Source organism: Actinotignum saccati (assembly GCF_051265055.1).
Lineage (GTDB): Bacteria > Actinomycetota > Actinomycetes > Actinomycetales > Actinomycetaceae > Actinotignum.
This window is the reverse complement of record NZ_JBOZCC010000004.1, coordinates 94,785-110,705: the sequence shown is the minus strand read 5'-3', so window position 1 is coordinate 110,705 and position 15,921 is coordinate 94,785. Positions and strand designations below refer to the sequence as shown.

Annotated in this window: 27 protein-coding genes; 24 read left to right on the top strand and 3 right to left on the bottom strand. The window is 61.4% G+C overall.

Translation table 11 applies throughout. The features are described from left to right. Positions 1 to 2 precede the first annotated feature (2 nt). From ACRQEC_RS04655 to ACRQEC_RS04645, 3 genes are all read right to left on the bottom strand, one after another. A complete protein-coding gene (locus ACRQEC_RS04655; RefSeq protein ID WP_284889267.1) occupies positions 3 to 1,103 on the bottom strand; it encodes a zinc-binding dehydrogenase in 1,101 nt (366 codons plus the stop codon). Positions 1,104 to 1,105: 2 nt separating this feature from the next. Next, the gene (locus tag ACRQEC_RS04650) at positions 1,106 to 2,530 is read right to left on the bottom strand and encodes an aldehyde dehydrogenase family protein (protein ID WP_284889266.1); all 1,425 of its coding nucleotides are present in this window, start codon (positions 2,528 to 2,530) and stop codon (positions 1,106 to 1,108) included. An 84-nt stretch (positions 2,531 to 2,614) separates the two neighbouring features. After that, positions 2,615 to 2,746 (bottom strand): hypothetical protein, encoded by a 132-nt coding sequence (locus tag ACRQEC_RS04645; protein WP_284889264.1) that lies wholly within the window; start codon positions 2,744 to 2,746, stop codon positions 2,615 to 2,617. A gap of 294 nt (positions 2,747 to 3,040) precedes the next feature. Here ACRQEC_RS04645 and rpsJ point away from each other — a divergent pair, with 294 nt between their 5' ends. The 24 genes from rpsJ (at position 3,041) to map (ending at position 15,779) form a co-directional block, all read left to right on the top strand. Beyond that, positions 3,041 to 3,349, top strand: coding sequence for a 30S ribosomal protein S10 (rpsJ, locus tag ACRQEC_RS04640; RefSeq protein WP_016443104.1), 309 nt, complete (start codon positions 3,041 to 3,043; stop codon positions 3,347 to 3,349). 11 nt (positions 3,350 to 3,360) lie between these two features. Continuing rightward, a complete protein-coding gene (gene rplC / locus ACRQEC_RS04635; RefSeq protein WP_016443103.1) occupies positions 3,361 to 4,026 on the top strand; it encodes a 50S ribosomal protein L3 in 666 nt (221 codons plus the stop codon). Positions 4,027 to 4,028: 2 nt separating this feature from the next. Next, complete coding sequence (gene rplD, locus ACRQEC_RS04630) at positions 4,029 to 4,676, top strand: 50S ribosomal protein L4 (RefSeq protein WP_016443102.1); 648 nt, start codon at positions 4,029 to 4,031, stop codon at positions 4,674 to 4,676. Then, entirely contained in the window at positions 4,676 to 4,987 is a 312-nt protein-coding gene (gene rplW / locus ACRQEC_RS04625; protein WP_016443101.1) for a 50S ribosomal protein L23, read from the top strand. The genes rplD and rplW overlap by 1 nt, the downstream gene beginning before the upstream one ends. A 33-nt stretch (positions 4,988 to 5,020) precedes the next feature. Beyond that, the gene (rplB, locus tag ACRQEC_RS04620; protein ID WP_026428283.1) at positions 5,021 to 5,857 is read left to right on the top strand and encodes a 50S ribosomal protein L2; all 837 of its coding nucleotides are present in this window, start codon (positions 5,021 to 5,023) and stop codon (positions 5,855 to 5,857) included. A gap of 14 nt (positions 5,858 to 5,871) precedes the next feature. After that, positions 5,872 to 6,153: a 30S ribosomal protein S19 gene (gene rpsS / locus ACRQEC_RS04615; protein WP_026428282.1), complete on the top strand. Its 282-nt coding sequence runs from the start codon at positions 5,872 to 5,874 to the stop codon at positions 6,151 to 6,153. 34 nt (positions 6,154 to 6,187) lie between these two features. Continuing rightward, entirely contained in the window at positions 6,188 to 6,568 is a 381-nt protein-coding gene (gene rplV, locus ACRQEC_RS04610; RefSeq protein WP_016443098.1) for a 50S ribosomal protein L22, read from the top strand. Continuing rightward, positions 6,568 to 7,401: a 30S ribosomal protein S3 gene (rpsC, locus tag ACRQEC_RS04605; RefSeq protein WP_284889261.1), complete on the top strand. Its 834-nt coding sequence runs from the start codon at positions 6,568 to 6,570 to the stop codon at positions 7,399 to 7,401. Before rplV ends, rpsC begins: the two co-directional genes overlap by 1 nt. 3 nt (positions 7,402 to 7,404) lie before the next feature. Beyond that, positions 7,405 to 7,821 carry a 50S ribosomal protein L16 gene (gene rplP / locus ACRQEC_RS04600; RefSeq protein ID WP_016443096.1) on the top strand — a complete coding sequence of 139 codons (417 nt, stop codon included), beginning with the start codon at positions 7,405 to 7,407 and terminating at the stop codon, positions 7,819 to 7,821. Continuing rightward, entirely contained in the window at positions 7,821 to 8,048 is a 228-nt protein-coding gene (rpmC, locus tag ACRQEC_RS04595; protein WP_016443095.1) for a 50S ribosomal protein L29, read from the top strand. Before rplP ends, rpmC begins: the two co-directional genes overlap by 1 nt. A gap of 11 nt (positions 8,049 to 8,059) precedes the next feature. Next, on the top strand, positions 8,060 to 8,335 hold the full coding sequence (rpsQ, locus tag ACRQEC_RS04590; protein ID WP_026428279.1) for a 30S ribosomal protein S17: 276 nt from the start codon (positions 8,060 to 8,062) through the stop codon (positions 8,333 to 8,335). A gap of 157 nt (positions 8,336 to 8,492) precedes the next feature. Continuing rightward, the gene (gene rplN, locus ACRQEC_RS04585) at positions 8,493 to 8,861 is read left to right on the top strand and encodes a 50S ribosomal protein L14 (protein ID WP_016443093.1); all 369 of its coding nucleotides are present in this window, start codon (positions 8,493 to 8,495) and stop codon (positions 8,859 to 8,861) included. Beyond that, positions 8,861 to 9,202 (top strand): 50S ribosomal protein L24, encoded by a 342-nt coding sequence (gene rplX / locus ACRQEC_RS04580; RefSeq protein WP_016443092.1) that lies wholly within the window; start codon positions 8,861 to 8,863, stop codon positions 9,200 to 9,202. The genes rplN and rplX overlap by 1 nt, the downstream gene beginning before the upstream one ends. Then, positions 9,199 to 9,750, top strand: coding sequence for a 50S ribosomal protein L5 (gene rplE, locus ACRQEC_RS04575; protein WP_016443091.1), 552 nt, complete (start codon positions 9,199 to 9,201; stop codon positions 9,748 to 9,750). The genes rplX and rplE overlap by 4 nt, the downstream gene beginning before the upstream one ends. A gap of 2 nt (positions 9,751 to 9,752) precedes the next feature. Further along, positions 9,753 to 9,938, top strand: a complete 186-nt coding sequence (locus ACRQEC_RS04570; protein WP_016443090.1) for a type Z 30S ribosomal protein S14 — start codon at positions 9,753 to 9,755, stop codon at positions 9,936 to 9,938. A 54-nt stretch (positions 9,939 to 9,992) separates the two neighbouring features. After that, the gene (gene rpsH, locus ACRQEC_RS04565; protein WP_026428278.1) at positions 9,993 to 10,391 is read left to right on the top strand and encodes a 30S ribosomal protein S8; all 399 of its coding nucleotides are present in this window, start codon (positions 9,993 to 9,995) and stop codon (positions 10,389 to 10,391) included. Positions 10,392 to 10,409: 18 nt separating this feature from the next. Further along, positions 10,410 to 10,946 carry a 50S ribosomal protein L6 gene (rplF, locus tag ACRQEC_RS04560; RefSeq protein ID WP_026428277.1) on the top strand — a complete coding sequence of 179 codons (537 nt, stop codon included), beginning with the start codon at positions 10,410 to 10,412 and terminating at the stop codon, positions 10,944 to 10,946. Beyond that, on the top strand, positions 10,946 to 11,317 hold the full coding sequence (gene rplR, locus ACRQEC_RS04555; protein WP_016443087.1) for a 50S ribosomal protein L18: 372 nt from the start codon (positions 10,946 to 10,948) through the stop codon (positions 11,315 to 11,317). Before rplF ends, rplR begins: the two co-directional genes overlap by 1 nt. A 23-nt stretch (positions 11,318 to 11,340) precedes the next feature. Next, entirely contained in the window at positions 11,341 to 12,045 is a 705-nt protein-coding gene (gene rpsE, locus ACRQEC_RS04550) for a 30S ribosomal protein S5 (protein ID WP_026428276.1), read from the top strand. Further along, the gene (rpmD, locus tag ACRQEC_RS04545) at positions 12,045 to 12,227 is read left to right on the top strand and encodes a 50S ribosomal protein L30 (protein ID WP_026428275.1); all 183 of its coding nucleotides are present in this window, start codon (positions 12,045 to 12,047) and stop codon (positions 12,225 to 12,227) included. The genes rpsE and rpmD overlap by 1 nt, the downstream gene beginning before the upstream one ends. Further along, positions 12,227 to 12,703, top strand: coding sequence for a 50S ribosomal protein L15 (gene rplO, locus ACRQEC_RS04540; RefSeq protein ID WP_087070541.1), 477 nt, complete (start codon positions 12,227 to 12,229; stop codon positions 12,701 to 12,703). Before rpmD ends, rplO begins: the two co-directional genes overlap by 1 nt. Before the next feature lie 300 nt (positions 12,704 to 13,003). Next, positions 13,004 to 14,299: a preprotein translocase subunit SecY gene (secY, locus tag ACRQEC_RS04535; RefSeq protein ID WP_026428273.1), complete on the top strand. Its 1,296-nt coding sequence runs from the start codon at positions 13,004 to 13,006 to the stop codon at positions 14,297 to 14,299. A 71-nt stretch (positions 14,300 to 14,370) separates the two neighbouring features. Next, positions 14,371 to 14,946, top strand: coding sequence for an adenylate kinase (locus ACRQEC_RS04530; RefSeq protein WP_284889259.1), 576 nt, complete (start codon positions 14,371 to 14,373; stop codon positions 14,944 to 14,946). Positions 14,947 to 14,954: 8 nt separating this feature from the next. Then, positions 14,955 to 15,779 carry a type I methionyl aminopeptidase gene (gene map / locus ACRQEC_RS04525; protein WP_284889258.1) on the top strand — a complete coding sequence of 275 codons (825 nt, stop codon included), beginning with the start codon at positions 14,955 to 14,957 and terminating at the stop codon, positions 15,777 to 15,779. Positions 15,780 to 15,921: the final 142 nt, after the last annotated feature.

The window sequence follows — 15,921 nt, the reverse complement described above, 5'->3', positions numbered from 1 at the left end:
CGCTAGAAGGACGTGATAACCACGCGCCCAATCCCGGCGTGATGATCGACCATCGCCTTGTAGGTCGCGTCGATATCATCGAGGGCAATCTCCGTGGCAACAAGGTCATCCAGGTGGAGGCGGCCCTGCTGGTAGAACTCCACGTACTGGGGGATATCCGTCTTAATATCGGTATTCCCCATGTACACCGCGTGGATATGGCGCCGGTGCACGAAGAATTCATTGAGCGGATTAATGGTCCACTCCATCTCCGGCTTGAAGACCCCGGCTACGTACACGTCCCCACCCTGGCGGGTGGCGGCGATGGCCGTCTCCATCGTGGGCACGATGCCGAGCGCCTCGAAGGACTTATCCACCCCGCGCCCCTCGGTTGCGGCGAAGATCTGCTTGATAACATCCCGGTCCCCCGCGTTCACGAAGTGGGTCATCCCGAATTTCTTTCCGAATTCTTCCTTCTCTGGGTTGGTATCCACCCCGATAATCCGGCTGGCCCCGGCAATGCGGGCGCCGTTGACGATGCTCAGGCCCACTCCGCCCAAGCCCACCACCGCCACGGTGTCACCCGGGCGTACCCGCGCGGTATTGAGAGCTGCACCCGCGCCGGTAATGACCGCGCAGCCGATCACGCAGGCCTGCGGGAAAGGCATGTCCGGGTTGATCTTCGCGATCTGGTGTTCGTGCACGAGCGCCTGCTCCGCGAAGCCGGCAATACCGTAGGTCTGGAAAATCGGTTCGCCGTTCCGGCTCAGCCGCGGGGCTTCGTCCGGCCCGCGCAGTGTTTCCTCCGGGAATTCGCATTCGTACATGCGCGATTCGCGGCAGGCCCGGCAGTGCCCGCAATACTGGATGAGGGAGGCGACCACGTGGTCACCGACCTTGATTTCCTTCACGTCCGGGCCGACGGCGGTGACCACGCCGGCGGCTTCGTGCCCGAGCACCTGCGGGAAGGGGAAACCGAAATTGGTGGTGGAGAGCGTGAGATCCGAGCGGCACAGGCCGGAAGCCTTGACGTCGAAAAGTACCTCGCGCCCGATGGGTTCGGCAATCTCGATATCTTCGATGGTGAACCCGCCGCCCACAGAATTGACTACTGCTGCTTTCATGCTTACTCCTTTCCTGAAAGCGAGGAGAGGAACTCCACCGCGGAGATTCCCTCCGGGAGAAGAATCGACTGGATATTGGCGAATTCGCGTACCCCTTCGTAGCCCATCTCGCGCCCGAAACCGGAGCGCTTGACACCGCCGAAAGGCATGCCGGCGGGAACAGCGGGAACCGGGGAGTTAATGGCAACGGTGCCGGTATCTACCCGGGCGGCAACGCGCGCGGCATGCGCAACGTCTACCGAATGAACCGTTCCGCCCAGCCCGTAGCACGAATCATTAGCCAGTCGGATCGCCTCTTCTTCCGAGGATACCCGGTACACGCTCCAGACCGGCCCGAAAATCTCCTCGTAGAAGACGGGGTTATCCCGCTCCACGTTTTCGAGCAGGGTGGGCTGCACCCAGGTATCTCCTTCGGGAACAATATGGCCCAGGGGAGTGGCGCTCGCCCCGCCTTCGATAGCCCGCCGAATCTGATCGTTGACCGTGGCGGCCTGTTCGCGGGACGACATCGGCGGCACGGTGGTGTCTGCCGCTGCCGGGTCCCCGGGCCGCAGTTGCGCGGTGCTTTCCTTGAGGCCGGTAACGAAACGGTCGTAGAGCGCATCGGGAACGATCATGCGTTTGGGGGAGGCGCATACCTGGCCGGCATTGAAGCAGCGTCCCATAATTGCCAGCTGGATGGTGGCCTCAATATCGGCGTCGTCCAAAACAATAAAGGGATCGGAACCACCCAGTTCCATGACGGATTTCTTCAGGTGCCGGGACGCGAGCTGCGCGATTTTCGCTCCCGCAGCTTCTGAGCCGGTGAGCGTAACAATGCGTACCCGGTCGTCGCTGATGAGCCGCTCCACCTGCGCGTGGGTCGCGTAGAGATTTTGCCATACCCCGCGCGGTAGCCCGGCATCGTAGAGCACCTGGACAATCGCTGCAGCGCATTGCGGCAGAATCGACGCGTGCTTGAGGATAACTGTATTGCCGCAGAGCATTGCGGGCGCGAAACCGCGAATGGCCTGGTAGTACGGGAAGTTCCACGGTTCAATTTCGACGACGACGCCCTCCGGGCGATAGTCAATATAGCCTTCAAAAGGTGCGGCGGTGGAGCTGACAGGGCGCGGAGCTAAAATATTTTCCGCTTCATCAGCGAGCCAGCGCAGCATTGTTGGAACGGTGCCGCCGGCTTCCCCGGTGGCTTCCCCAATGAGTTTGCCCATTTCCAGGGTGGCCAGCGCCCCCAGTTCGCTCGCGCGTTCTTCCGCGATATCCGCGGCGCGGCGCAAAATAGCGGCGCGTTCGGCGATAGAGGTGCGGCTCCACGTCTGGAATGTTTCGTGAGCCAGCTCGAGGGCCTTATCCACCTCGTCGTCGGTGGCATAGGGGAATTCGGCGAGCACCTCACCGGTATAGGGATTAGTTGATCGATAGGACATCTTTGTCTACCTCCTCGGTATGGTGGATGATCACCCGCCCGCGGCAACCGCACCGCTGAGCGACGTAGATCACTTAAGGCCATGCTAGGTGGTGGCGGCATCCGGGGCAAGGGTGGGGCGACGGCGCCGCTGGCGGCCCGCGTGGCCGAGAGTCCGGGAGGCTGCGGCGTCGTCGTACTGCGACGTGAAGCGCTTCACCGCAACCGTTTCTTGCACGAAACGCGGCCTTTCGGTAAAATTTTTACCCGTGCCGGCAGGCCTTCGGGCTTGCTGGGAATGAGAAACGGCGCACGTTCGCCGTGAAAGTCTTGAAAGTACGCCGAAGTTTTTGGCATACTTAACAAGTTGCTCGGATTACGAGCGAAGGAACTTAATCGGTTACCCAACGCCGATTATCGTATAAAGGGTTCTCCGTAACCTCACATAGGGCATGGCTACTAGATTTACCTCCGGTACGACACGCCCGAGTGCGGGTACCGGGCACCGAAGCTAAAGAGAGGTAGACGCGCCATGGCGGGACAGAAGATCCGCATTCGGCTGAAGTCATATGACCACGAGGTCATTGATAGCGCGGCCAAGAAGCTCGTCGATGAAGTTGCGCGTACCGGCGCGACCGTGGTGGGACCCGTCCCGCTGCCGACGGAAAAAAACGTTTTTTGCGTTATCCGCTCGCCCCACAAGTACAAGGACTCCCGCGATCACTTTGAGATGCGCACACACAAGCGCCTTATTGACATCGTGGATCCCACCCTGAAGACGATTGACAGCCTGCGCCGTCTCGATCTTCCGGCTGACGTCAACGTGGAAATCAAGCTCTGAGGTAATACGCAATGAACTCCAAGCAAGCTGTTGCCAGCAAGCCCGTGAAGGCGTTGCTGGGCACGAAGCTGGGGATGACCCAGCTCTGGGATGAGGACGGGCGCCTCCTTCCCATTACCGTTGTGCGCGTGGGCACCAATGTGGTGACCCAGGTTCGCACCCCCGAGGTTGACGGCTATTCCGCCGTGCAGCTCGCCTCGGGCGATGAAAAGACGAAGAACGTCACCAAGCCACTCCAGGGCCACTTCGCTAAGGCCGGTGTTACGCCGCGTAAGAAGCTGGCGGAAATCCGCACCCCCGATGCCAGTGAATACACGCTCGGGCAGGAACTGACCGCGGATATCTTCGAAGCCGGTCAGTCCGTTGACGTTATCGGTACCTCCCGCGGTAAGGGCTTCGCCGGTGTGATGAAGCGTCACGGCTTCGCCGGTGTGTCGGCCTCCCACGGTGCGCACCGCAACCACCGCAAGCCCGGTTCCATCGGCGCCTGCGCCACCCCCTCGCGCGTCTTCAAGGGTCTGCGCATGGCTGGTCGCATGGGTCAGGACCGCGTCACGGTGCAGAATCTGTCCATCCACTCCGTTGACCTCGAGAACGGCCTGTTGCTCGTGGTTGGCGCCATCCCCGGTGCAAAGGGTGGCTCGGTTGTGGTCCGCACGTCCGTGAAGGGAGCCTAACAATGGCAGACTTCAAGATTGACGTTCTCGATGAAACCGGCAAGGTGACCTCGCAGGCCACCCTCCCGGCTCAGCTCTTTGATCTCGACTTCAATATGGCGCTGGTCCACCAGGTCGTTAACGCGCAGCAAGCTGCCGCTCGCCTGGGTACCCACGCCACGAAGACCCGCGGTCAGGTGTCCGGCGGCGGCAAGAAGCCGTGGCGCCAGAAGGGGACCGGCCGGGCCCGCCAGGGTTCGATCCGCGCTCCGCAGTGGGTCGGTGGCGGCGTTGTCCACGGCCCGCAGCCGCGTGACTACTCGCAGCGCACCCCCAAGAAGATGATTGCGGCCGCGCTGCTGCAGTCCCTCTCGGATCGGGCTCGCCACGAGCGTATTCACGCCGTGACCGCTTTTGTTGCCGATGAGACCCCGTCCACCAAGGCGGCACGTGCGCTCATCGAGAAGATGAACGAGGGGCGCAAGGCGCTCGTCGTGGTCCAGCGTGAAGATGATGCCTCGGTGCTCTCCGTGCGCAACCTCCCGCAGATCCACGTCCTCTACGTTGATCAGCTCAATAGCTACGACGTTCTTGCTGCTGACGACGTCATCTTCACCGAAGCCGCGCTCGGCGCGTTCGTGGAGAAGAACACCAAGAAGGATGAGAAGTAATGACTGAGAACGGTAACTTCTGGAATAAGAACCCGCACGATGTCATCCTCGCCCCGGTGATGTCGGAGAAGAGCGCGCTGCTCGAAGAACAGGGTAAGTACACCTTCTTCGTTGATCCGCGTTCGAATAAGACCGAAATCAAGCAGGCCGTCGAAGCGATTTTTGGCGTCAAGGTTGCCTCCGTCAATACGCAGAACCGCCAGGGCAAGACCCGGCGTACGCGCAACGGCATCGGGCGGCGCAAGAATACCAAGCGGGCCATCGTCACCTTGCGTGAAGGCTCCATCGACATCTACGGCGAAATCGTCTAATAGGCGATTCGAGGAACTGAGGAATAAGAACTCATGGGAATTCGTAAGTACAAGCCGACGACCCCGGGTCGTCGCGGTGCGAGCGTTGCCGACTTCGCCGAGATCACTCGTTCGACCCCGGAGAAGTCCCTCGTTCGTCCCCTGAAGAAGACCGGTGGGCGTAACAACCAGGGACGCATCACCACCCGTCACAAGGGCGGCGGGCACAAGCGCCAGTACCGTCTCATCGACTTCCGTCGCTGGGATAAGGACGGCGTGCCGGCCAAGGTTGCGCACATCGAATACGATCCGAACCGCACCGCGCGCATTGCGCTGCTCCACTTCGTTGACGGCGAGAAGCGTTACATCGTTGCTCCCCGCGGCGTGAAGCAGGGCGATCTCATCGAAACCGGTCCGAACGCGGATATCAAGCCCGGCAACAACCTGCCGCTGCGCAATATCCCGCTCGGTACCACGGTGCACAATGTGGAACTCAAGCCGCTGGGCGGGGCAAAGATCGCCCGCAGCGCCGGCGCTTCCGTGCAGTTGGTTGCCCGCGAAGGCAAGTACGCGCAGCTGCGTATGCCCTCCGGCGAAATCCGTAACGTGGACGTGCGTTGCCGCGCCACCGTCGGTGAAGTCGGCAATGCCGAGCAGGCGAATATCAACTGGGGTAAGGCCGGCCGTATGCGCTGGAAGGGCGTGCGCCCGACCGTCCGCGGTGTCGTTATGAACCCGGTGGACCACCCGCACGGTGGTGGTGAAGGTAAGACGTCCGGTGGGCGCCATCCCGTTAGCCCGTGGGGCAAGAAGGAAGGCCGTACCCGCCGTCCGAACAAGGCCAGCGACAAGCTCATCGTGCGCCGTCGCAAGACCGGCAAGAAGCGCTGAGGAAGGATTAGCTGATGCCCCGCAGTTTGAAGAAGGGTCCGTTCGTCGACGAGCACCTCTACAAGAAGGTCGACGAGCAGAACGAGAAGAACACCAAGAACGTAATCAAGACCTGGTCGCGTCGGTCGGTTATCACCCCCGATTTCCTGGGTCACACCTTTGCAGTGCACGATGGACGCAAGCATGTGCCGGTATTCATTACCGAATCCATGGTTGGCCACAAGCTCGGGGAGTTCGCCCCGACCCGCACCTTCCGCGGGCACGACAAGGACGACCGAAAGGGCCGCCGGCGCTAAGCCGGGGCCTCGAGCGAGAGAGTAAGGCAGAACTATGGAAGCAAAGGCGCAGGCGCGCTTCGTGCGCGTGTCGCCCATGAAGGCCCGTCGTGTCGTGGACACCATCCGCGGCCGGCGCGCCCTGGACGCTATTGACGTACTGCAGTTCGCACCGTTTGCGGCCGCCACTCCGGTTCGTAAGATCGTGGAGTCGGCCATCGCCAACGCGCGCTACGCCGCCGAGCAGGCGGGGGAGCGTTTCGATGAGTCTGAGCTGTTCATCGGCGAGATTTACGCCGATGAAGGCCCGACGATGAAGCGTATCCAGCCGCGTGCCCAGGGCCGGGCGAACCGCATCAACAAGCGGACGAGTCACATCACCGTTATCGTTACCGACGAGAAGCCCAAGACCAAGAACCAGAGGAGGGCCCGCTAGTGGGACAGAAAGTCAACCCTATTGGGTTCCGTCTCGGCATCACGACCGACCACCGCTCCAAGTGGTTCGCTGATTCCACCAAGAAGGGGCAGCGCTACTCGGACTACGTCCTCGAAGATGTCAAAATCCGTGACATGATCGAAAAGACGCTTGAGCGCGCCGGTATTTCCAGCGTGCATATCGAGCGCCGCGCCGAGCGCGTGGTTGTGGATATCCACACCGCTCGCCCCGGCATCGTCATTGGCCGGCGCGGTGCGGAAGCTGATCGCCTCCGCGCTGATCTGGAGAAGCTGACCGGCAAGGCCGTGCAGCTCAATATTCTCGAAGTGAAGAACCCGGAAGCTGACGCCCAGCTCGTGGCGCAGGGTATCGCGGAACAGCTCGCCTCGCGCGTGTCCTTCCGCCGCGCCATGCGCAAGGGTATCCAGTCCGCCGAGCGCGCCGGTGCCAAGGGCATCCGCGTGCAGTGCTCGGGCCGTCTGGGTGGCGCCGAAATGTCGCGTAGCGAGTTCTACCGCGAAGGGCGCGTGCCGCTGCACACCCTGCGCGCGAATATCAACTACGGTTTCTACGAAGCGCGTACCACCTTCGGCCGCATCGGCGTGAAGGTGTGGATCTACCGCGGTGATCTGACCGACGCTGAGTACTATCGCAGCCTCGCGGAAGCTCCGCGCGGTGGGCGCGGGGGCCGTTCGGATCGTCGCGGGCGCCGCGGCGCCGGTCGCGGTCGTGGTGGCCAGCGTGGGGAAGCCCGCAGCGAACAGGCTCAGAGCCCGGCGGCCGGAGCCGAAGCTCCGGTGTCCGCGCCGGAATCAACCGGAACGGAGGCATAACTCATGCTGATTCCTCGTCGTACTAAATGGCGCAAGCAGCACCGTCCGCACCGTAAGGGTATGGCCAAGGGCGGAACTCAGCTGGCTTTCGGTGAATACGGCATCCAGGCGCTTGAGCCGGCCTACATCACCAATCGTCAAATTGAAGCAGCCCGTATTGCCATGACGCGTCACGTCAAGCGTGGCGGCAAGATCTGGATCAACATCTTCCCGGATCGCCCGCTCACCAAGAAGCCGCTTGGCGTGCGTATGGGTTCGGGTAAGGGCCCGGTGGAAACCTGGGTTGCTAATATCAAGCCCGGCCGTGTCATGTTCGAAATGGCCGGCGTGGATGAGGCTCTCGCCCGTGAGGCCATGAGCCGCGCCCAGCACAAGCTGCCCATCAAGACCCGCTTTATCACCCGTGAGGAGGTTGAGTAATGGCTAAGGGACTGACCACCGCGGAACTCGACGCGATGACCGACGCGGAGCTTCTCGAGAAGCTTGCCGAGTCGAAGAAGGAACTGTTCAACCTCCGCTTCTCGGCGGTGACTCACCGCCTGGAGGACAGTGGCCGCCTGCGGGAAGTTCGTCGCGAGATTGCTCGCATTTACACCATTAAGAGCGAGCGGGAGAAGAACATTCGAACCGCTCCGGCCGCTCAGTAAGTGAGGATGAGATGAGCGAGAACGCAAGCACCGAAACACGTAATCATCGCAAGTCGCTGCGCGGCTACGTGGTCTCCGACAAAATGGACAAGACCGTTGTTGTTGAAGTTGAAGATCGCGTAAAGCACCCGCTATACGGTAAAGTTATTACCCGCACCAAGCGAGTGAAGGCGCACGACGAAAATAACGAAGTTCGCGTAGGCGATTTGGTTTCCATTATGGAAACCCGCCCGCTCTCCGCGACCAAGCACTTCCGGGTCGTTACGATCATCGAGAAGGCGAAGTAGTTAGGGCTTTCCTAGCTTGAGCGAATGTGACCGGCCTGAACGCAGGCGGCCCTCGCATGTGGGCCAAAGGCGTTTGGGCCGGCGCAGTTCGCGCGAACCCATTCGTTCGGCAAGGCTCGAATCCGAGAACCGGCACGACAATAGGAGATAGAAACACATGATCCAGCAGGAGACGCGGCTTAGCGTCGCCGATAACACCGGTGCCAAGGAACTTTTGTGCATCCGCGTGCTCGGCGGCTCCGGCCGGCGCTACGCCGGAATTGGTGACACCATCGTCGCCACCGTCAAGGATGCTATTCCGGGCGGAAACGTAAAGAAGGGCGACGTCGTCAAGGCGGTCGTCGTCCGTGCAGTTAAGGAAACGCGCCGCAAGGACGGGTCCTACATCAAGTTCGACGAAAACGCAGCCGTGCTGTTGAAGAACGACGGCGAACCCCGCGGCACCCGTATCTTCGGGCCCGTTGGGCGTGAGCTTCGCGACGCGAAGTTCATGCGCATCATTTCGCTGGCTCCGGAGGTGATCTAATGGCGAAGATTAAGAAGGATGATCTCGTCCAGGTGATCGCCGGGCGCGATAAGGGTATGCAGGGGCGCGTGCTTTCCGTTGATACCAAGCGTGATCGCGTCATCGTGGAGGGCGTCCAGCGCGTGAAGAAGCACGTGCGCGTGGGGCAGACCTCGCGGGGCGGCACCACCGGCGGTATTGAAACCGTTGAAGCACCGATTCACATTTCGAACGTTGCCCTCGTTCACGATGGCAAGCCGATTCGCGTGGGCTACCGCGAGGTAGAGGTGGAGCGCGACGGCAAGAAGAAGATTGTCCGTGAGCGCATCGGACGCCGCGGCGGGAAGGAAATCGAACTGTGAGCGATACCCCCCGTCTCAAGGTGAAGTACCGGGAACACATCATCCCGGAACTCCAGGAAGAATTTAAGTACGTCAATGTCAACCAGGTTCCCAAGATCGTCAAGGTCGTGGTGAATATGGGCGTGGGTGATGCTGCGCGTGACTCCAAGGTGCTCGACGGCGCCGTCGCCGATATGACGGCGATTACCGGCCAGAAGCCGATGATCACCAAGGCCAAGAAGTCCATCGCGCAGTTTAAGCTGCGTGAAGGCCAGGCCATCGGGTGCTTCGTTACCATCCGCGGTGACCGCATGTGGGAATTCCTTGACCGGCTTATTTCCACCGCGCTGCCGCGTATCCGCGACTTCCGCGGCCTTTCGCCCAAGCAGTTTGACGGCAACGGGAACTACACCTTCGGTCTGACCGAACAGACCGTGTTCCACGAGATCGACCAGGACAAGATTGATCGCGTGCGCGGTATGGACATCACCGTGGTGACCTCTGCCGGGAGCGACGACGAAGGGCGCGCTCTTCTCAAGCATCTCGGATTCCCCTTCAAGGAGGCCTAAATATGGCAAAGACCGCTCTGAAGCAAAAGGCCGCCGGTAAGCAGAAGTTCGCCGTTCGTGCGTACACCCGTTGCAACCGGTGCGGCCGTCCGCATTCCGTTTACCGCAAGTTCGGCCTGTGCCGTATTTGCCTGCGTGAGTTGGCCCTGCGCGGCGAACTCCCCGGTGTTAAGAAGTCCAGCTGGTAAAGACTACGTCGCAGGTCCATCGGAAACCGCGACGAGGAAGGGCCACAGCCCAAAATGACAATGACTGACCCAATCGCAGACATGCTGACGCGTCTGCGTAACGCCAATTCGGCGTTCCATGAGTCGGTGTCTATGCCGTACTCCAAGATTAAGTCCCATATTGCGGACATCTTGAAGCGCGAAGGCTACATCGACTCCTACGAGGTGGAGAGCGCCCAGGTGGGCAAGACTCTCACCCTCACGTTGAAGTACGGATCGAACCGTGAGCGCGCCCTCGCTGGCGTCCGGCGCATCTCCAAGCCGGGCCTGCGCGTTTACGCGAAGTCCACGAACCTGCCGCGCGTTCTTGACGGCCTGGGTGTGGCTATTTTGTCCACCTCCTCCGGCCTCATGACGGACCGCGAGGCCAAGGATAAGGGCGTTGGCGGGGAAGTCCTCGCCTACGTCTGGTAATGGGAAGTAGGTGCAATAATGTCTCGAATTGGTAGGCTTCCCATCGCTATCCCCGGCGGCGTCGACGTGTCGGTTTCCGGCCAGGACGTCACCGTCAAGGGCCCCAAGGGTCAGCTCGCGCTCTCCGTGGCCGAGCCGATCGCGGTCAATGTTGATGACAATACGGTTCTGGTGACCCGGCCCAATGACGAGCGCGAATCGCGTTCGCTGCACGGCCTGACCCGCACCCTCGTCGCGAATATGATCGAGGGCGTCACCAACGGGTACACCAAGGCGATGGAAATCGTCGGAACCGGTTACCGCGTGGTCGCCAAGGGTTCTGATCTTGAATTCTCGCTGGGCTACTCCCACACGATTCTTTTCGAAGCTCCCGAAGGTATCACCTTCACGGTGACGACCCCGACCAAGTTCACGGTCTCGGGTATCGATAAGCAGCTCGTGGGCGAAACCGCCGCGAAGATTCGCAAGCTTCGTAAGCCCGAACCCTACAAGGGTAAGGGCGTCAAGTACGCGGACGAAGTTATTCGTCGCAAGGCTGGAAAGGCTGGTAAGTGATGGCTGTTACCATCAAGGGCAAGGGCAAGTACATCGCTCGTGCGCGCCGCCACTTCCGGTTGCGCAAGCGTATTTCCGGTACCGCCGCGCGGCCGCGTCTCGTGGTTTCGCGTTCCAACCGTCATATTTACGCCCAGGTTATCGACGACGTCGTGGGCCGCACTCTCGCGGCCGCCTCGTCCTACGAGGCTGACCTGCGCGAAGCGGAGGGTACCAAGACAGAAATCGCGCGGAAGGTCGGCGAACGCGTCGGTCAGCGCGCCAAGGACGCTGGGATCAGCGCCGTGGTCTTCGACCGCGGTGGCAACCAGTACCACGGTCGCGTTGCAGCTGTCGCCGAAGGTGCGCGCGAAGCAGGACTCGATTTCTAACGGCTGAGGAAAGGCAGAGGAAAATGGCTGCAGAGCAGCAGGATCCGGCCCAGAACGGCCGGGAAAATCGCAACGAAGGTCGTCGCGGCCGCCGCGACAACCGTCGTGAGAACCGCCGCGACAACCGTCGCGGTGAAGAAAAGAACGCTTATATCGAGCGCGTGGTGACCATTAACCGCGTTGCGAAGACGGTCAAGGGTGGCCGCCGGATGTCCTTCACCGCTCTCGTGGTGGTGGGCGATGGCAACGGCCTCGTGGGTGTCGGCTACGGCAAGGCCCGCGAAGTTCCCGCCGCTATCGCCAAGGGTACCGAGGAAGCGAAGAAGAACTTCTTCCGCATTCCGCGTATCGCGCGGACCATCCCGCACGTGGTGCAGGGCGAAGACGCCGCCGGCGTTGTGCTGCTGCGTCCGGCCGCTCCCGGTACCGGCGTTATCGCCGGTGGCCCGGTGCGCGCCATTATGGAGTGCGCGGGTATTCACGATGTGCTCTCCAAGTCGCTCGGTTCCTCGAACGCGATCAATATCGTGCACGCCACCGTGGCTGCCCTCAAGCAGCTTGAGCAGCCCGAAGCGGTTGCCGCCCGGCGTGGGCTCCCGATCGAGCGCGTTGTCCCCGAAGCTATGCTGCGGGCCCGCGCCGAAGCGGAAGCTAAGGAACGCGAGATCGAAGAGGCCGAAGCCGCCAAGGCGGAAAATGAGGCCGCGGCCGCGGGAGTTGGTGCGTAATGGCAAATCTTAAGATCACCCAGGTGAAGGGTGTTGTTGGTGCGATCCAGCGCCAGAAGGACACCCTGCGCACGCTCGGTCTGCGCAAGATCGGTCAGTCCGTTGTGCGCGAGGATACCCCCGAGGTGAAGGGCATGGTTCGCGCCGTGGCTCACCTCGTTACGGTGGAGGAGGTTGACTAATGGCGGAAGCAGAAAAGGATTCCATCATTAAGCTGCACGACCTGCGTCCGGCTCCCGGTTCGAACAAGGCGAAGATTCGCGTTGGTCGCGGTGAAGGATCCAAGGGTAAGACGTCCGGTCGCGGTACCAAGGGTACCCGGGCACGTAATACCGTGCGTCCCGGTTTCGAAGGTGGCCAGATGCCGCTGCATATGCGCCTTCCGAAGCTGCGCGGTTTCAAGAACCCGTTCCGGGTCGAATACCAGGTCATTAACGTTTCGGCGCTCGGCGAGCTCTTCCCCGAAGGTGGGAAGGTGACCTCGGCGGATCTCGTGGCCAAGGGTGCGGTTCGCAAGAACTCCCCGGTCAAGGTTCTCGGAACCGGTGAGATTTCCGTCAAGCTCGACGTTGAAGTGGAAGCGTGGTCGAATTCGGCTAAGGAAAAGATCGAGGCTGCCGGGGGTTCTATCTCCGCGCCGCAGGTCGAATCCAAGTAATACGCGCTGGCCGCACGGCCACCGTTTGGCTGAGCACTCACCCACACTCTGTGGATGAACAGTGCGAAATTTGCTCGTCCCCGCTATTATGGCGGGGGCGAGCTTTTTTCTGGGCGCAGGCAGCCCTGCTGAAGTATTGCTTTGCTGCGGAAAGATTGCTTTCAGTGGCGAATAAGCAGCGTGGCCGGTGCGCCGTCGTACGTACTTTCCCGGAAAATACGCTTGTCCCCATTTCCGTCACCCGACGGTTCTCGACGATAACGGACTGCCCCGCGCGATCCGTCACCATCAGGAGGAATCTTGATTAAGGCTTTCGCAGCTGCTTTCCGCACCCCGGATCTGCGCCGCAAGTTGCTTTTCACCATGATGATTATGGTGATTTACCGCTTGGGCAGCTTCATCCCGGCTCCGTTCGTGAGCCTGAGTAATATTCGGGAGTGCACCACGCAGCAGTCGGGCGCGCAGGATCTCATCGATATGCTCAACCTGTTCTCAGGTGGCGCGATGATGCAGCTCTCCGTTTTCGCCCTCGGAATCATGCCCTATATTACGGCCTCGATTATTGTGCAGCTGCTGCGCGTGGTGATCCCGCGCTTCCAGGAACTGCATAAGCAGGGGCAGTCGGGTACCGCGAAGCTGACGGAATACACCCGCTACCTCACCATCGGCCTGGGTCTGCTTCAGTCCTCGGTTGTGGTGGCCACCGCGAACTTCACGCTCTTCGCCGGCTGTAAAGAACCGGTCATCCCGAATGCCACCTGGTGGACCTACACCATGACCATCCTCGCCATGACCGCCGGCACCGGCCTCATCATGTGGATGGCTGAGCTCATCACCGAACGCGGGGTGGGCAACGGTATGTCCATCCTCATCTTCACGGGTATCTGCGCCGGCTTCCCCTCGATGATGGGCCAGATCTACGCCGGGCACGGCATCGGCACCCTCCTCATCGTTATCGTGGTCTTCGCGCTCATCACCCTGGTTGTTACCTTCGTGGAGCAGTCCCAGCGCCGCATCCCGGTCCAGTACGCCAAGCGCGTGATCGGCCGGCGCACCTACGGCGGGTCCACCACCTACCTGCCCATCAAGATCAATATGGCGAATGTTATCCCGGTGATCTTCGCCTCCTCGATCCTCATGCTCCCCACCATGATTTCCACCTTCGGGAATCAGAACTCTTCGTGGGTCATCTGGATCCAGCGCAACTTCCAGCACAATGGCTGGGCCTATATCCTCACCTACGCGCTTCTCACCTTCGCCTTCACCTTCTTCTACACCTCCATCGCCTTCGATACAGACGAAGTTGCGGACAATATGAAGAAGTACGGCGGCTTCATTCCGAATGTGCGCGCCGGTAAGCCCACCGCGGATTACCTCCACTTTGTGTCGAATCGTCTCACCTGGGTGGGCGCCACCTACCTCACCATCGTGGCCCTCATCCCGCTGCTGCTCTTCAGTGCGCTCGGCATCGTACAGTCCGGTTTCGGCGGTACCTCCATCATGATTCTGGTGGGTGTGGGCCTCCAGACCGTCAAGGACATCAACGCCCAGCTCCAGCAGCGCCACTACGAAGGCTTCCTCGGCGGTATCCGCTAACGCGGCCTCGCCCCTTCTTTCCGGCGGGGCGCGCGGGCGCTCCGCATCGATAACACAGAAAGGTGCCACTCATGTCAGTACGTTTGATTTTGGTTGGCCCCCCGGGCGCGGGCAAAGGCACCCAGGCGGCCGGTATCGCGCAGCGCTACGGTATCCCGGCGATTTCTACCGGTGACCTATTCCGCGCGCACGCCAAGGCCCAGGATGAACTCGGGCGGCTGGCCGCTTCCTACTCGGAAAAGGGCGAGTTGGTTCCCGATTCCGTCACCAACCAGATGGTGGAGGAGCGCCTGGGCGAAGCCGACGCGGCCGCCGGTTTCCTCCTGGATGGCTACCCTCGCAACCTCGACCAGGTGAGCGCCCTGGATGCCATGCTCGGTGAGAAGAACGTGGACGCCGTGGTGGAACTGCAGGCCGACGACGACGTGGTGGTCCAGCGCCTCCTCGGGCGCGCCCTCGAGCAGGGCCGTGCCGACGATACCGAGGATGTTATCCGCCACCGCATCGAGGTTTATCACGCCACCACCAAGCCGATTATCGATGCCTACGCCAGCCGCGGGCTCGTGGTCTCCGTCAATGGCTTGGGCACGGTGGAGGAAGTCGCGGCCGCGATTGATAGCTCGCTGCGCGATTTCCTGGGCCGGTAGGCGCACCGATGATTAATCTTCGCAGCGAGGCGGATATCCTGGGCATGCGCCAGGCCGCGCTCGTGGTGCGCGCGATTCACGATGACTTGCGCGCCCACGTGAAAGCCGGGATGTCGACGGCGCAGCTCGATCAGCGCGCCAAGGCCGTCTTGGAGGCACACGGGGCCGTCTCGAATTTTTACGGGTATTACGATTACCCGGCCCAGACCTGCATCTCGGTGAATAACACCGTGGTGCACGGTATCCCCAGCGAGGAGGAAATCCTCAAGCCGGGAGATCTAGTTTCCTTCGACTGCGGGGCACTCCTCAACGGCTGGAATGGGGATTCCTGTTTCTCCATTGTTCTTCCGGGTGGCGATGAGAAGCAGATGGCCGCCCGCCAGCGGCTCTCCGATATTACTGAAGAATCCATGTGGGTGGGTATCGCCGCGATGGCCACCGGCAAATTCGTATCCGATATCGGGGCAGCCATTGACGATTTCGTGGTAGCGCAAGATCCCGAACCGGGTATCGTGGAAGAATTCACCGGGCACGGAATCGGGCGGGCTATGCACGAAGACCCTACGGTCTTCAACTACCGCACCCGCGGGCGCGGACCCCGGCTCAAGGCCGGCATGGTGCTGTGCATCGAACCGATTCTTACCGCCGGCTCCCAGGAGAACATCACCCTGGCCGATGGCTGGACGGTTAAAACCGCGGATGGCCAGGATGCCTGCCACTGGGAAAGCCAAATCGCTAAGCACGCCGGCGGTATCTGGGTACTCAACGAGCCCGATGGGGGAGCAGCTCGCCTCGCGAAGTACGGTGTGGTGCCGGTTCCTCTCGGGGACTAGCTGCGCCGTCGTACTGAAGGTGTGCGGTGCTGGGCTGAGGGCCCGCGCGCCGCAGCTGCGCCGTCGTACTGAAGACGCACCGCGCACAACTGTTCCCGGCGCAATTCTCGCGCTACACGTGACCCATAACATCGCTGCCGCC